This is a genomic window from Exiguobacterium sp. s63 (genome assembly GCF_018617335.1).
Lineage (GTDB): Bacteria > Bacillota > Bacilli > Exiguobacteriales > Exiguobacteriaceae > Exiguobacterium.
Window position 1 is genome coordinate 123861 of the sequence record NZ_JACSKB010000004.1, and the last position, 14747, is coordinate 138607.

Here is a 14747-nt window from a genome sequence, read left to right on the forward strand (position 1 = left end):
AGACTAAGAATAAGATCACGGGAAAGAGGAATAGTCCGATGAAAACGCCATCACGTTTTATATTATATAATCGTATTTTTTGCCTTTTTTGATTTATTCGCCCAACTTCCAATCATGAGTACGTTTGCGGTATCCGTTGGGGCATCTTCGTTTCTCGCTGGCTTTTCCATTGCAATCTATTCGTTGACGAACACGTTTGGAAATGTACTTTCCGGTATATGGACCGACAAAAGTGGCCCATATCGTGTGTTGATTCTCGGTTTATTTTTGACGAGCCTCAGTTTATTGGCCTATCAATTCGTCGAGTCGCCATTCATGTTACTGCTTGTCCGATGTGTCCACGGCTTTATGGCAGGACTCATCGTGCCGGCTGCCTTTACGCTGTCTGCGAACATCACCTCGATGAACCGTCAAGGAAAGAAAGTTGCCATCACCGGTAGCTTTGTCGGATTGGCGGCCATCATCGGTCCTGCGTTCAGTGGAATTATCGCCAGTGTCACATCACCACCGACCGTTTTTTTATTCGTCTCTTTATTCGGTTGGGTGATTCTCGTCGTGACGATTGTGACGATGCGACGAAGTCAAACGGGCGAGACAATAAGAGAAAAAAAGAGAACACGGGAAAAGCCGGATCCGAAAGTGATTCGGGCCTATTGGGGTGCGTTCTTCCTCATGTTTTCCCAAGGGGCACTCGCCTTTTTATTACCGCTCCATGTACAGGAACTTGGATATGATTCAAGGTTGAGCGGGACGCTACTTAGTCTGTTCGGCGTGGTCGCCGTTTCATTCTTTTTATTACCGACGAATCGATTGTTCGATCGGTTCTCGCCGACCAAATTGACCGCGCTTGGGGTGGCAATCATTGGGGCAAGCCAGGTGTTCATTGGACAATCGAGTGTACAAATGAGCCTATATGGGGTACTTGCCTTATATGGTGTCGGGTTTGCCATTTTATTCCCGGCCATCAATACGTTGTTGATTCAAACAACTTCTCCACAAAATCGAGGGAGGGCATACGGTGCGTTCTATGCCTTTTTCTCTCTTGGAACGGTAGTGGGGTCATCGTTCTTAAGTGTTCTTCCGCTCTCAATCGCCCAGCAATTCACACTGACCGGCTTGATTTTAGGGAGCGCGAGCCTCATCTTTCTTGTCAGTGCACGAAAGAAGGGACAGATGTTTTGACACGACCGAGGCAATCGATTACTCTATGATTAAACGTTTAAACATTTAAACGCTTTGTGTGCGTTAAATCGATGAAAGCGTTTTTTTTCGATTCGCTTTTCACACGATGTTACAATGAAATCAATGTGATGAATCATAAGGAGGAAATTTCATGCTGGCACCGATTGAACAGTTGACGATTGACGAACTAGTCCAGAAACAGCGCCGCTTCTTTAAAACCCAGGCGACAAAATCAATGGCATTTCGTTTGAGCATGCTGACGTTTTTAAAGGAGTCCATTAAGCATCACGAGGCGGATTTGTTAGAGGCCCTTCGCGAAGATTTGAACAAGTCCGAAATGGATGCATACACGACGGAAATCGGATTTATTTACGACGAGATTTCACGAACGACGCGTGAATTGAAAAGATGGATGCGTCCGAAGCGTGTCCGAGGAACGGCCATCCATCTTGGGATGAAGAGTGAGGTTCAGTACGAGCCATATGGTACGGTATTGATTATCGCTCCATGGAATTATCCATTCCAATTGGCTGTTGCGCCGCTCATCGGTGCGATTGCCGCAGGGAACACGGCCGTCGTCAAACCTTCAGAATTAACGCCGAATGTGGCGCGCGTCCTGACGCAAGTGTTAGAGCGTGCCTTCACTGACCGATATGTGGCGAGTGTCGAAGGAGATAAAGACACAGCGCAAGAGCTGTTGGACCAAAAATGGGATTATATTTTCTTCACGGGATCGACGCAAGTTGGCCGAATCGTCAACCAGGCGGCAGCAAAACACCTGACGCCAGTCACGCTCGAACTTGGTGGAAAATCACCTGTGATCGTTCACGGAGATGCGAACGTCTCCATTGCGGCAAAACGTATCGCGTGGGGAAAATGGATGAACGCCGGGCAAACGTGTGTCGCACCAGACTATGTGCTCGTTCATGAATCACAACAAGAAACATTATTAGAAGCGATCAAACAAGAGGCGTTTGCGATGTTTGGGAACGGTGTCGGTACGAAACGATACACGCGCATCGTCAATGGATCACACTTCGACCGTTTGTCTCACTATTTGACAGAAGGTGATCTTGTGTTCGGTGGAGAGACGGATCGGGATGAACTGAAAATCGCACCGACCGTCATGACGAACCTCCATGAAGATGCTGACGTGATGAAAGATGAGATTTTCGGTCCGATTTTACCGGTCATTCCATATCGTCAACTAGATGAAGTGATCGAGTTCATCTCGGACCGACCTCACCCATTGGCGCTCTATCTCTTTACCGAGTCGAAGGATGTGGAAAGAACCGTCATGAAGCACCTTTCCTTTGGTGGCGGATGTGTGAATGATGTTATCATGCACTTGACCAACCCGAATCTACCGTTTGGTGGAGTGGGTGAGAGCGGAATGGGAGCCTATCATGGACGTACGAGTTTTGAGACGTTCAGTCATGCGAAGTCCATTTTGAAAAATACGACGAAATTTGATTTACCGGTCCGATATCCGAACTTCAAACCGGCCGAACAATTGATTCGTTTTATTCAACGATAAGGGAATAAAGAGATTCGGGTGCTATACCGAATCTTTTTATTTTGAAAAGATTGTTTGAAATGTCACATACTTTTCTGATACTCGCTGTCACACTCCTGTATAATAAAGTCATAAATGGAACGGACGAATGAAACATGGAGGGAGCACCGAGCTATGTCAATGCAATGTGGAACGACCCAACCGAACAGTTTTGTATTCTCAGATGAAACGAAGCAATTGTTACTCGAAATGATGACGATCCAACATCATCCGAAAGCGAGTATCGTATGTTGGGAAGGCGAGAAGTGTGAAAAGTTCTTTTACTTAAAGAGTGGTTCTGTCAAATTCACAAAAATCACGAAAAAGGGAAATCCGCTTGTCATGTTCATGTATGGGGCAGATGATTTCTTTGGTGAATTCGATATTGTGGAGACTTTCCCTAGTTCATATAGCATCGAGACGACCGAAGAGAGTACAATCGGGACGATTTCAAAACGTGAATTGGAATCGCTCATGCAACGTGATATTCGATTTGCTGGAGAAATCTTACGATGGACCTCGATGATGCGTAAACATTCCGAGATGAAAGTACGTGACTTATTGCTATACGGTAAACCAGGGGCGTTAGCCTCGACGTTGCTTCGGATGGCTGCGATGCAAGGTGTGGAGGAAGAAGGTACAATCGTGATTCCTCGTCATCCTTCCGATGGTGAGCTCGGACAATTGATCGGAGCCCCGCGAGAGACGGTGAACCGCTTGATTAGTCAGTGGCGAAAGGATGGGGTCATCAGCACGACCGGTAAATCGATCGTCATCCACGATGTCGATTTTTTAAAGGAACTATGCCATTGCGAGGGTTGTCCAGCAGGAATATGTCGTTTGTAAACCGCCTCTACATCAGGCGGTTTTTTTGTGGACTGTTTTGAATAAATGTGAACTTTATGTGTTGAAACTACGCAAAATTGATGTGATTGTCACTTTTGAAGTGATAAATATCACATATTAACGCCTTGGCGATTGCATACAATAAAGGTGGAAAAACAACCGAAAGGGGTCTTACACGTGGAACATAAAGATGGGCAAGAGCCGAACTTAAAGGGAACGTTTACATCGGTCATGATCGTGGCGGGTGTCATCATCGCCATGTGGTCATCAGTCTTTTACTTATTCGTCACACGATAAACATGTAGGGAGGAGGTCTCGTCGTGCATATTCATAAACTAGAAAAATATTGGCTAACATTTGGTATCATTCTTCTCGCAGTCTTCTTGACTGTTCTTGGGGTATCCGCATTCGCGGCAGGCAATCAACCCGCATCGGATGCGGATTTGATTGACCCGGCAAAAGTAAATCAGACAGCTCCATTTGACAAACCAGGACTTCATCAAATTGGTGAAAATGAATACGAACTGGTCATGATCGCACAAGCGTTTACGTTCACACCAGGAAATGTTGAAATTCCAAAAGGGGCAAAAGTGACATTCCTCGTCACGTCACCTGACGTCGTTCATGGATTTCAGTTGACGGGTACACCGGTCAACATGATGGTCGTCCCTGGACATATCAACTCATTGACGTATACGTTCGAAGATGCGGGTGAGTTCTTAATTCTTTGTAACGAATATTGCGGATCAGGACATCACATGATGTCGACTAAAATCAAGGTGGTGGAGTAAATGAATGACGTATCATCTAAACTAAAGCAATGGGAGATGGAACGTGGGGTCCCGGTTCCGAGCATCGGAGCGAAGGAAGCACGCCTAGCTTATGGTCACGTTTTTGTATCGGTACTCGCCATCTTGATTGGGGCGCTAGCCGGATTGACTCAAACGTTGATTCGGACGGGTGTCATTCCTGAAATCTTTGGATATTATCAATTGCTAACGGCTCACGGTATTATGCTCGGGATTGTTTTCACGACCATGTTCATCATCGGTCTCTTATATGCACTCCTTGCGAAATCGTTCGGACGCTTTGAATCATTCCCGACACGCGTCGCGTGGCTCGGTTTTTGGACGATGATCATCGGTGCTGTCATGGTAACCGTCATGATTTTGGCCAATAAAGGGACGGTCTTATATACATTTTATGCACCGCTTATGGCAGACCCGCTCTTCTATGTCGGGCTCGTCTTATTCGTAGTCGGGACATGGATGGCATCGTTTGCGATGTTCCGCATGTATGCGGACTACAAACGTGACAATCCTGGGATTCATCCACCACTCCCTGCATATATGAGTATTATGACGATGCTTCTTTGGGACATTGCTACACTCGGTGTCGCAGCAACGATTCTTTTCCAACTCCTTCCGCTCTCGTTAGGATGGACAGATACAGTCGGAATCGAGTTGTCTCGTACATTGTTCTGGTACTTCGGACACCCACTCGTTTATTTCTGGCTCATGCCGGCATATATTGTATGGTATACGGTCGTGCCGAAAGTCATCGGTGGAAAAATCTTCTCGGATGCGTTGGCACGGATGGCGTTCCTGTTGTTCTTGCTCTTCTCGTTCCCGGTCGGTTTCCACCATCAGTTGACAGAACCAGGGATCGAACCGTTTTGGAAGTTCGTTCAAGTCATCTTGACGTTCTTGGTCGTTATCCCATCGTTTATGACAGCATTCTCGCTCTTTGCGACGTTTGAACTTCGTGGACGCGCGCTCGGCGCGAAAGGGTTGTTCGGTTGGGTGAAGAAAATGCCGTATGGCGACGTTCGTTTCCTCGCACCATTCATCGGGATGTTATTCTTCATCCCAGCTGGTGCAGGTGGGATCATCAACGCTTCGCACCAATTGAATGCGATGGTCCACAATACACTTTGGGTCACGGGTCACTTCCATATCACAGTCGGAACTGCCGTTGCCTTAACCTTCTTCGGAACGGCATACTGGCTTGTCCCAGTCCTTCGTGGTCGTACGTTGACGAAGGCGATGAACAAACTTGGATTGATTCAAGCAGGGACGTGGGCAGTCGGTATGAGCATCATGTCGTATGCGATGCATATTTCAGGATTAAACGGGAACCCACGTCGTACGGGTCCGGCAACTTATTTCTCGGATGCGTTGACGCGTGAGTGGATCCCATATCACGTCATGATGGCAATCGGGGGAACGATTTTGTTCATCTCTGTTCTCATCTTCGTCTACTCGATGTTTAACTTGTCATTCCTCGCTCCTAAGGGAGAAGAAGAATTCCCGCTCGCTGAGACAGAAGAGGCGGCGATGGATACACCTCGTTATTTCGAGAACTGGAAACTATGGATCACGGTGACATTCGTCTTGATTGCCTTTGCATACACGGTTCCAATCTGGCACTTGATTGAGAGTGCACCTCCTGGAGCGCGTGGTTGGGTACTCTGGTAAACTAAAGTCAGCTCATTCGTGAGCTGACTTCTTTTGTGTGAGGAGGAACGACATGAACGTATCGGACGTCATTCGTGCAGCGCATTCGATGCACTCAGGGAATCGACCGTTTGTCGTAGCGATTGATGGATTGAGTGGAGCGGGCAAGACGACGCTCGTCTCGCATTTGAGCAATGAGTCGAATGTTTACGTTCTTCACATCGATGACTATATCGTCGAACGTGACAGACGCTATCAGACCGGAAAGCCTGAACCGACCGAGTATTACGCACTTCAATGGGACGTGTCGCGCTTAGAACGTGAACTGTTTCGTCCATTGAGGAATGGGATGACGGAATTGACGTTACCTCGTTACGTGTATGAACGAGATGTCATCGCAGAGGAGGTCGTGGACGTATCATCTGCGCATACAGTCGTCGTCGAAGGAATTTTTCTGCAACGACCGGAATGGCGACCTTATTATGATTATGTGATTTATCTCGACTGTCCCCGAAAAGTTCGGTACGAGCGAGTACTGAACCGGGATACATACCTCGGTGATCCGATAGCACGGCTTGAGAAATACAAGCGCAGGTACTGGCCAGGGGAAGAATTGTATCTACAACATGTCGACCCGAAAAGAGGAGCAGACATCGTGCTCTGACTGAATGTTTCAACATCTGACGTACGTGTCAGATGTTTTTTTTGGAGAAAATTTGAAAAAAAGATTGACGTCAAAGTGTATTACGCTAATAATACAGTTAGAAAGTGTATTAACCATGTCATACACTTAGAAAGGTGATGAACATGCAATTCAATACGAGGGCACCGGTTTACCTGCAAGTTGTCGACTACTTCAAGAAGAAGATGGCGCTCGGTGAACTGAGAGCCGGGGATGAGATGCCATCCCGGCGAGAACTAGCAAACGATTTAAAAATTAATCCGAACACCGTTCAAAAAGCGTTCAAGGAAATGGAGGATCAACAATTGATTACGACCGAACGAAATCGACCGAGTCGCGTGACGACAGATGACGTCATCCTCAAACACATTCGCTCTGAGATTGTAGACGATGCGGTCGCGGTATTTGTGGAAGCGATTCAAGAGCTTGACGTCTCGGTAGACGAACTTGTCGAGAAGATTAAACGACAGTATCAGGAGGGGAAGTACGATGATCGAAGTGTTGGGAGTTAAGAAACGCTATCGCCGGAAACAAGTCATTGAAGACGTTTCGTTCACAGCAAACAAAGGGGAGATCACGTGCCTCATCGGACTAAACGGAACGGGGAAATCGACGTTATTGAAAGGCATCATGGGATTGACACCTTTCGATAAAGGTTCGGTATTGATTGATGGAAAACCAATTGATTTGAATCGTGTCGCCTTTGTCGCCGACCATGCGATGTTCCCAATTCATTTCACGATTGAACAATGTGAGGCGTTTATGAAAGATTTTTATCCGACATTTGATTCGGCATTATTTGCTCGTCTCGTCGAAGATTTTAAATTGTTCCCGGAGGACAAGTTGAGCGAGTTATCGAAAGGGACGCTCGCCAAAGCGAACCTTGCGCTCGGGATTGCCCAAGATCCGGATTATCTATTGCTCGATGAGCCGTTCTCAGGAATCGATGTCTTTTCGAAAGAACAGATTGTTGAACTGTTCTCTAGTGAAATCATGGAGAACCGAGGCGTCCTCATCACGACACATGAAATTGAGGATATCGAGTATTTGATCGACAAGGCGGTCATGTTGAATAACGGACGCATCGTTCGTGAGTTTGATGTCGAGGATGTCCGTTTCATTCACGGGAAATCCATCGTCGATGTGATGAGAGAGGAGTACGGGGCATGAATCTATTGAAACTATTGAGTTGGGAAGTCGAGCGTGTCACGAAACCGTTCTTAATATTCGTCGCAGGTCTCCTCGTCGTCCAGTTTGGATGGCTCGGTTACTTTTTATGGAATGAGACGGATAAGTATGAACAGTTGCGACGAGAGGGAGCAGCTGACTACAAATTAATGTTTGTCAGTTACTTAAACGGGACTCCATATCTTTTATCTCTCGGGATTGCCGTCGCTACCGTGTTACTATACAGCATATGGATTTGGTATCGCGATTTTCAAGGACGAGGGACGTTCATGCTACGACTTCTGACGATGCCACAAAAACGGATGACAATCTTTTCCGCCAAACTTGCTACGATTTTGATGATGACTTTAGGATTGTTCGCCGTCGAATGGATTGCCCTCAAGTTACAATACATAGCATTTATAAGTTGGTTCGAGGACAAGATGATTCCGACTCAAGGATCATTTGAACAAGCACTATCGTACCAACCAATGCTATCTATGATGTATCCTTCTTCGCTCATCAACTTTGTCATTCATCAATTGATGATCACGATTGTTGTGCTCTTCATCTTCACATTCGTATTGATTGAACGAAGTTTCTGGCAACGGACGATGTGGTCACCAGTACTTAGCTTGTCAATTCTAGTTGTCATCTTTACTATTCCCATTTTAGGTTACGCGTTCTTGTCGAATCGACTAATTTATGACGAGACGATCGTATATGTCGGTGTGGTGTTGATGGTATGGGTGAGTGTGACGATTTGGCTAGGCAGACACTTTTTACAGACGAAATTGAATGTGTGAGGTGAAAAGATGAAACGAATGTGGAATGTGGCCGCGCTCGGTGCGGTCATCGTGATTGGACTTGGGACGTTTGCTGTAGATGCGACAGAACCGAAAGCAGAATGGGCGTTAGACATCAGTTCGAATCCATCTGTGTGGGAAGATGCAGTGGTAGAGGTCAGTTATAGCACAGAGAACGATATTGAACAGCGGTTTGAAGTGACGACGGATGAGAGTCACATCACGTCAAATTTGAACTATATAGCTGAGGGAATGCGGTATCGTGAACGTTTGAATGGAGATGCGCGTTCCATCCATAGAATCATGAATGGATGGACCTATGCCCAATCGATTCGAACAGAAGACGGATATATTGGGGTTGGTCAGGATGGGATGAAAGAGCTCATCGTGTTTAAACAAGAAGATGGAGAAAAGTTATCGACATTTTCATTCGATGCCAATGATTCAAAAATATACGACATCGTGAATGGGGTGTGGGCAGGAACATTTCTAAATGATGGCCAGTTAAACTTAATCTATCGAGATGGATATGACGGTGAAGAAAAAGCGAAGCTCGCCACGTTCAATCAAGCGATGAATGAGGTGACCGTCAAAGAGTTGAGTATGGACAAAGGATTTATCACCCATGTCATCAATACGAATCGACTTTACAATACCGATGTATCCTCTCAAATGACAGAAACACGGTACATCCCAGTCGGCGTCAGCTCGTACGAAGTGATCCGAGAAGGGGAAGAGGAGATCAATGTTGAGAATCCGAATCCAGGACTCTTCGCTTACGACACAAAAACGTGTAAAGTTGTTCAATTAGCAGAAGACCAAGGCTTTTGGGATTATACAGTGTCGGACCACAATCTTTTCGCATTAAATGAGGACGGCGAGGAAGTCGTCATTGATTTGAACACTGGGAAGCAGATGACTCGTAAAGTTCTCGATTCGGTGGATGATGCCTTCTATGCGAATGGTCGCCTTTACCAAACGCGCCAGGCGAAAGACGGTGTCGTCATCGATGTGTACGAGGATGGGAAACAAATCTCAAGTGCGGCAATCACGCCTGAAAATGAAGACGCACGTGATATGCTCAAAGAAATTAACGTATATGTCAGATAAAAAATAAGCAAAGGGCCGCGGCCCTTTGCTTATTTTGGTGGTTTCGGTATGATGACGCCCTCTTCTAAATCCAGCAACAAGTCGATCAGTTCCGCGCAGAACTCTGGGAACTGCTCCAAAAAGGCACCGGGACCGACTTCATCTGTAAAGTCGATATATAAATCGGCAACATTCCCAGACATCTTCGCAGGTAAGGCGAGAAACGCCGAACCGAAACGCCAACTGCCTCGGATATCGAGTAGCTTCCCGAGGACGAGGTCGCCGGTCTCACGTTCTTCTGGTAACTGAACAGCGTATGTCTCTTTGGACTCCCAGTCTTTCAACTGACCGTCTTCTGTGACTTCAAAAATGCTACAACGCGGGACAGCTAGTCCACGGAGTGCGTGATAAAGGGCAGGGGACATGTCGCTCTTATGGTCGGCCAAGTAGCGACCATGGGGTGTCATCCCATCCTCATCCGTCTCAAAGAAGACGGCCCAATCGATGAAGAGGTCACGGAAGAGTTCGGCATCTTTTAAGTGCCATGTCCCTTCCGATGCAATTTCTTGAATATAGTTCGTCCATTGTGTGCTTCGCGCAAGAGCCGCTTGCTCATACAACTTTTTCAGTTCGGCAAGCAATTCGGACTCTTCGACGAGCAAAGGGAAGGGAATTACTTTCCGGTCTTTTTTCATCGGCGCGGTCCTCGCTTGTTCGCAGGGCGTTTGACGACAGGAGGCTTCTCCTCAATCCGTTTCTCAATCACGTCACCGCGATAGATTTCGAGCTCTTTCAACTCGACACCGAGTTGACGCGCGAATGATTTCAAGTGCGGCAGGTCGTCCGTCGTCACGAGAGAAAGGACGGTTCCGCCTGCATTCCCACGAGCGGTACGGCCAGAACGGTGGATGAAGTCATCGATTGATTCCGGTAAGTCGAAATGGACGACGTGCGTCACGTCTTCAATATCGAGACCACGTGCAGCAAGTCCTGTCGTGATGAGGAGCGGATATTCGCCTTTTCGGAATTCGCGGAGCGTCTCGACGCGTTCACGTTTTCCTTTTAAGCTGTCGAGCATCCGATAGTCCACTTTCAACTTTTCTAGTTCTCCACGAAGTGGAGGCAAGAATGAGCGGTTATTGATGAAGGCGAGTGCCTTTACGCCATCGACGTGCGAAAGGCGACGAAGAAGTTCCGGTTTATAACGGCGCGTCGTCAACAAGTAACCGTATGTCACTTGATCGCTGACAGCACGTTCGATTTTGATATGAGCCGGTTCATTCATGAACGGTGCCGACCACTCTTTAAGTGAATCGGTAAGTGTTGCCGAGACGAGTGCAAGTTGACGTTCGTGCGCAGTATGCTTGATGATCCGTTCTGCGGCCTCTGTCAAACCGCTGTCGATGATTTGATCGGCTTCATCTAAGATGACGGTATGTGTCTCGTGAAGCTTCAGCTTTTTCTTGTCGATCAACTCGACGAGACGACCCGGTGTCCCAACGATCAACTGAGGTTTTTTCTTGATTCGGTCGATTTGGCGTTTCAATTCGACGCCGCCGATGAACGAGCCGATGCGGACATCTCCCTTTTCGGTGAAACGTTGTGCGACTTGTTGAATCTGCATAACAAGTTCACGAGTCGGAGCGACGATGACGACTTGGATACGGTCGTTCGATGGATCGATCTTTTCAATGGCTGGGAGCAGGTAGGCGAGTGTCTTACCCGTTCCGGTTGGTGCCTCGATTGTCACGTCTTTTCCATCTAATAGTAGGGGAAACGCTTCTTTTTGGACCGGCATCGGCTCACTGAAGCCCATCCGTTCCCACGTTTCGTTAATAAAAGGTTTTGTAAAATTCATATTCGGTCTCCTTATCTTTAGGCAAAAACAAAGGAAGCGACAGCGCTCCCTCCTCAAATATAGCGAACATGCTCCTGACCATCTTCCATGGAAGAACGTAACGTCTGTGTGTACGTTTGACCGTCTTCGATGAGTTGGATGTGGGCGTCTGCACCTTCTGCTGTCAATTCAACTTTCTCGATTGTGAAGCCCTGATAGACGCGATACTGTAACTCGGCCGTCATGTTCTCGAACGGTTTCAGTTCCGGATGTGTCGTAATGACATGGATTGGACGCGACAAAAGGGCGGCGAGTAACTGGTCGCGATAGTCGATAAAATCTTCATTCTCGATGTCATCGTCAAAGCGAATCCAAAACCCTCCGTCTTCAAACTCTGTGATAAATCCGTCACGCTTTTCACCGGCCTCATCGACCTTCAATGAGATACGATCGCCAACTTGAAAGGCGTGATTTGCTGTTAATGGTTCATACGTCATGAGTAGAACCCCTTCCTCTTATACAATGTTCTGCCTTCATTGTGTCTGATACGACACAAAAATTCAAGTTCTAACCGAGTGATGTGAGATTAATCACCTTAAAAACTGTATAGTTCGTCACAGAACAATCAAAGTAGTACAGATAATCGATAAACCTGATTCAATTGGGATTCAGCTGTTTCATAGTATATATACTAACAGATATAACAGTTTATAAAACGCTTTCAAAAATGGCTATATCATCCCGTTCATAAGATTGTTACAAGTTTCACAAGAATGTAAAACATATTGTTCACGTTTTCACGTACACTCACAGTATAGATAACACGCAGTTACTTTCGAGAATGAGGAGTGAATCAACATGGCAACCGAAATCAAATCCGCATGGTCAGGTTTTGTTCCTGGTCAGTGGACGAATGAAGTGAATGTCAGTGAGTTTATCCGTTTGAACCGTCATGAATACACAGGAAACGATACGTTTTTATCAGGTCCGACAGAAGCGACAAACGTTCTTTGGAATCGTGTGATGGAACTGACAAAAGAAGAGCGTGAACGTGGAGGCGTCTGGGACGTTGATCAACACACACCATCGACAATCGTGTCGCATGGACCAGGTTACTTAAACAAAGAGTTAGAGAAAGTCGTTGGCGTTCAGACGGATGAGCCGTTCAAACGTTCGATTCACCCGAATGGCGGGATTCGCATGGTGGATGCCGCACTCGAATCATATGGTTTCGAGCCAGACGAAGAAATCACAAAAATTTACTCGGAAATTCGTAAAACACATAACCAAGGTGTCTTCGACGCCTATACGCCTGAGATGCGTGCCGCGCGTAAATCAGGAATCATTACAGGACTTCCAGATGCATATGGTCGCGGACGCATCATCGGTGACTACCGTCGCGTCGCCCTCTACGGAATCGACTTCTTAATGGCAGAACGCAAAAAAGACTTGGCGAAACGTGGTGGATTCTTATCTGAATCGGATATCCGGGACCGGGAAGAACTATCGGAACAACTTCGTGCCCTCCAAGAATTGAAACAACTTGGGGCCGCTTATGGATTTGACCTCGGTCGTCCTGCAGAAAACACGCAAGAAGCGTATCAATGGGTCTACTTGGCGTATCTTGCTGCCATCAAAGAACAAAACGGTGCAGCGATGTCACTCGGTCGTGTCTCGACATTCCTCGATGTGTACGCTGAACGTGACCTTGAAGCGGGTCGTTTAACAGAATCGGATGTTCAGGAAATCGTCGATCACTTCATCATGAAGCTTCGAATCGTCAAATTCTTACGGACACCGGACTATAACGAATTATTCTCAGGTGACCCGACTTGGGTAACGGAGTCGATCGGTGGGATGAGTGAAGATGGTCGTTCGAACGTCACGAAGAGCTCGTTCCGGTTCTTGCATTCACTCACGAACCTCGGACCAGCGCCAGAACCAAACTTGACCGTTCTTTGGTCGACGAAACTTCCAGAAGGGTTCAAACAATACTGTGCGAAAATGTCGATTGAAACGTCAGCGATTCAATATGAGAACGATGACTTGATGATGCCACAATTCGGTGATGACTATGGGATCGCATGTTGTGTGTCACCGATGAAGATCGGGAAACAAATGCAGTTCTTCGGTGCGCGTGCCAACATGGCGAAAGCCCTTCTCTATAGCATGAACGGTGGACGCGATGAGAAGAGCGGAGCACAAATCGCTCCGGTTTGGGAAATGAACACAGAAGACGTGCTCACGTACGAAAAAGTGTATGCCGACTTTGACCGGACGCTCGACTGGTTGGCGGAATTATACGTCAACACGCTCAACGTCATTCACTTCATGCACGATAAATATGCGTACGAACGCATCGAAATGGCGCTTCATGACCCTGAAATCTTACGGACGATGGCTTGTGGGATCGCGGGTCTCTCCGTAACGGCGGATAGTCTCTCAGCAATCAAATACGCAAACGTCAAACCTGTCCGTAACGAAGAAGGAGTCATCGTCGACTTCGAAACAGAAGGAGACTTCCCGAAATTCGGAAACAATGACGACCGTGTCGATGCCATCGCCGTCGAACTCGTCGAATCATTCATGGAGAAAGTGCGGAAGCATAAAACATACCGTGACGCGCTTCACACACAATCGGTCCTCACCATCACATCGAACGTCGTGTACGGTAAGAAAACAGGGAATACACCAGACGGACGCCGTGCGGGTGAACCATTCGCTCCAGGGGCGAACCCGATGCATGGACGAGATACAAAAGGCGCGGCTGCCTCGCTCTCATCTGTTGCGAAACTTCCATTTGAACATGCACAAGATGGAATCTCATACACGTTCTCGATCGTACCGAAAGCACTCGGGAAAGAAGAGATCGCACGTGAACTCAACTTGGCGGCACTCCTTGATGGATACATGAGTGGAGAGCATAAAGGACATCACTTGAACGTCAACGTCTTCAACCGTGAGACACTCCTTGACGCAATGGAACATCCAGAAGAATATCCGCAACTCACGATTCGCGTATCAGGATATGCGGTCAACTTCATCAAGTTGACACGTGAGCAACAGATCGACGTCATCAACCGTACGTTCCACGGTTCGTTGTAAGTAAAGGCTTAGCGGCCTTCCA

General features: G+C 47.0%; 15 protein-coding genes. 12 read left to right on the forward strand and 3 right to left on the reverse strand.

Translation table 11 applies throughout. From position 1 onward, the window contains the following. Positions 1–114 precede the first annotated feature (114 nt). The 11 genes from KNO90_RS12730 (at position 115) to KNO90_RS12780 (ending at position 9804) form a co-directional block, all read left to right on the forward strand. Positions 115–1182, forward strand: a complete 1068-nt coding sequence (locus KNO90_RS12730; RefSeq protein WP_251127465.1) for an MFS transporter — start codon at positions 115–117, stop codon at positions 1180–1182. A 151-nt stretch (positions 1183–1333) separates the two neighbouring features. Continuing rightward, the gene (locus KNO90_RS12735) at positions 1334–2719 is read left to right on the forward strand and encodes an aldehyde dehydrogenase (RefSeq protein WP_215113748.1); all 1386 of its coding nucleotides are present in this window, start codon (positions 1334–1336) and stop codon (positions 2717–2719) included. Between the two features lie 153 nt (positions 2720–2872). Next, on the forward strand, positions 2873–3583 hold the full coding sequence (locus KNO90_RS12740; RefSeq protein WP_214742819.1) for a Crp/Fnr family transcriptional regulator: 711 nt from the start codon (positions 2873–2875) through the stop codon (positions 3581–3583). 177 nt (positions 3584–3760) lie between these two features. After that, entirely contained in the window at positions 3761–3880 is a 120-nt protein-coding gene (locus KNO90_RS12745) for a cytochrome c oxidase subunit 2A (RefSeq protein ID WP_224863290.1), read from the forward strand. 23 nt (positions 3881–3903) lie between these two features. Continuing rightward, the gene (locus tag KNO90_RS12750) at positions 3904–4374 is read left to right on the forward strand and encodes a cytochrome c oxidase subunit II (protein WP_214742820.1); all 471 of its coding nucleotides are present in this window, start codon (positions 3904–3906) and stop codon (positions 4372–4374) included. After that, positions 4375–6060, forward strand: coding sequence for a b(o/a)3-type cytochrome-c oxidase subunit 1 (locus KNO90_RS12755; protein WP_215113749.1), 1686 nt, complete (start codon positions 4375–4377; stop codon positions 6058–6060). A gap of 52 nt (positions 6061–6112) precedes the next feature. Further along, entirely contained in the window at positions 6113–6703 is a 591-nt protein-coding gene (locus KNO90_RS12760) for a kinase (RefSeq protein WP_215113750.1), read from the forward strand. A 143-nt stretch (positions 6704–6846) separates the two neighbouring features. After that, on the forward strand, positions 6847–7233 hold the full coding sequence (locus KNO90_RS12765) for a GntR family transcriptional regulator (RefSeq protein ID WP_251127467.1): 387 nt from the start codon (positions 6847–6849) through the stop codon (positions 7231–7233). Beyond that, a complete protein-coding gene (locus tag KNO90_RS12770; RefSeq protein WP_015880825.1) occupies positions 7211–7891 on the forward strand; it encodes an ATP-binding cassette domain-containing protein in 681 nt (226 codons plus the stop codon). The genes KNO90_RS12765 and KNO90_RS12770 overlap by 23 nt, the downstream gene beginning before the upstream one ends. Then, a complete protein-coding gene (locus tag KNO90_RS12775; protein WP_214742823.1) occupies positions 7888–8694 on the forward strand; it encodes a hypothetical protein in 807 nt (268 codons plus the stop codon). The genes KNO90_RS12770 and KNO90_RS12775 overlap by 4 nt, the downstream gene beginning before the upstream one ends. A gap of 9 nt (positions 8695–8703) precedes the next feature. After that, positions 8704–9804, forward strand: a complete 1101-nt coding sequence (locus KNO90_RS12780; RefSeq protein WP_215113751.1) for a hypothetical protein — start codon at positions 8704–8706, stop codon at positions 9802–9804. Between the two features lie 29 nt (positions 9805–9833). Here the strand turns inward: KNO90_RS12780 and KNO90_RS12785 are convergent, their stop codons facing one another. From KNO90_RS12785 to KNO90_RS12795, 3 genes are read right to left on the reverse strand one after another with little or no spacing between them, the layout of a single operon-like run. Next, on the reverse strand, positions 9834–10478 hold the full coding sequence (locus KNO90_RS12785; RefSeq protein WP_215113752.1) for a hypothetical protein: 645 nt from the start codon (positions 10476–10478) through the stop codon (positions 9834–9836). After that, positions 10475–11641, reverse strand: a complete 1167-nt coding sequence (locus tag KNO90_RS12790; protein ID WP_214742826.1) for a DEAD/DEAH box helicase — start codon at positions 11639–11641, stop codon at positions 10475–10477. Before KNO90_RS12790 ends, KNO90_RS12785 begins: the two co-directional genes overlap by 4 nt. 53 nt (positions 11642–11694) lie before the next feature. Continuing rightward, positions 11695–12117: a hypothetical protein gene (locus KNO90_RS12795; protein ID WP_015880830.1), complete on the reverse strand. Its 423-nt coding sequence runs from the start codon at positions 12115–12117 to the stop codon at positions 11695–11697. Between the two features lie 361 nt (positions 12118–12478). On the opposite strand from KNO90_RS12795, the gene pflB reads away from it, so the two are divergent. Further along, the gene (pflB, locus tag KNO90_RS12800) at positions 12479–14725 is read left to right on the forward strand and encodes a formate C-acetyltransferase (protein ID WP_215113753.1); all 2247 of its coding nucleotides are present in this window, start codon (positions 12479–12481) and stop codon (positions 14723–14725) included. Positions 14726–14747: the final 22 nt, after the last annotated feature.

Coding starts and splice junctions, on each gene's coding strand:
- KNO90_RS12730 (WP_251127465.1), top strand. CDS start 115: ATGAGTACGTTTGCGGTATCCGTTGGGGCATCTTCGTTTCTCGCTGGC.
- KNO90_RS12735 (WP_215113748.1), top strand. CDS start 1,334: ATGCTGGCACCGATTGAACAGTTGACGATTGACGAACTAGTCCAGAAA.
- KNO90_RS12740 (WP_214742819.1), top strand. CDS start 2,873: ATGTCAATGCAATGTGGAACGACCCAACCGAACAGTTTTGTATTCTCA.
- KNO90_RS12755 (WP_215113749.1), top strand. CDS start 4,375: ATGAATGACGTATCATCTAAACTAAAGCAATGGGAGATGGAACGTGGG.
- KNO90_RS12760 (WP_215113750.1), top strand. CDS start 6,113: ATGAACGTATCGGACGTCATTCGTGCAGCGCATTCGATGCACTCAGGG.
- KNO90_RS12765 (WP_251127467.1), top strand. CDS start 6,847: ATGCAATTCAATACGAGGGCACCGGTTTACCTGCAAGTTGTCGACTAC.
- KNO90_RS12770 (WP_015880825.1), top strand. CDS start 7,211: ATGATCGAAGTGTTGGGAGTTAAGAAACGCTATCGCCGGAAACAAGTC.
- KNO90_RS12775 (WP_214742823.1), top strand. CDS start 7,888: ATGAATCTATTGAAACTATTGAGTTGGGAAGTCGAGCGTGTCACGAAA.
- KNO90_RS12780 (WP_215113751.1), top strand. CDS start 8,704: ATGAAACGAATGTGGAATGTGGCCGCGCTCGGTGCGGTCATCGTGATT.
- KNO90_RS12785 (WP_215113752.1), bottom strand. CDS start 10,478: ATGAAAAAAGACCGGAAAGTAATTCCCTTCCCTTTGCTCGTCGAAGAG.
- KNO90_RS12790 (WP_214742826.1), bottom strand. CDS start 11,641: ATGAATTTTACAAAACCTTTTATTAACGAAACGTGGGAACGGATGGGC.
- KNO90_RS12795 (WP_015880830.1), bottom strand. CDS start 12,117: ATGACGTATGAACCATTAACAGCAAATCACGCCTTTCAAGTTGGCGAT.
- pflB (WP_215113753.1), top strand. CDS start 12,479: ATGGCAACCGAAATCAAATCCGCATGGTCAGGTTTTGTTCCTGGTCAG.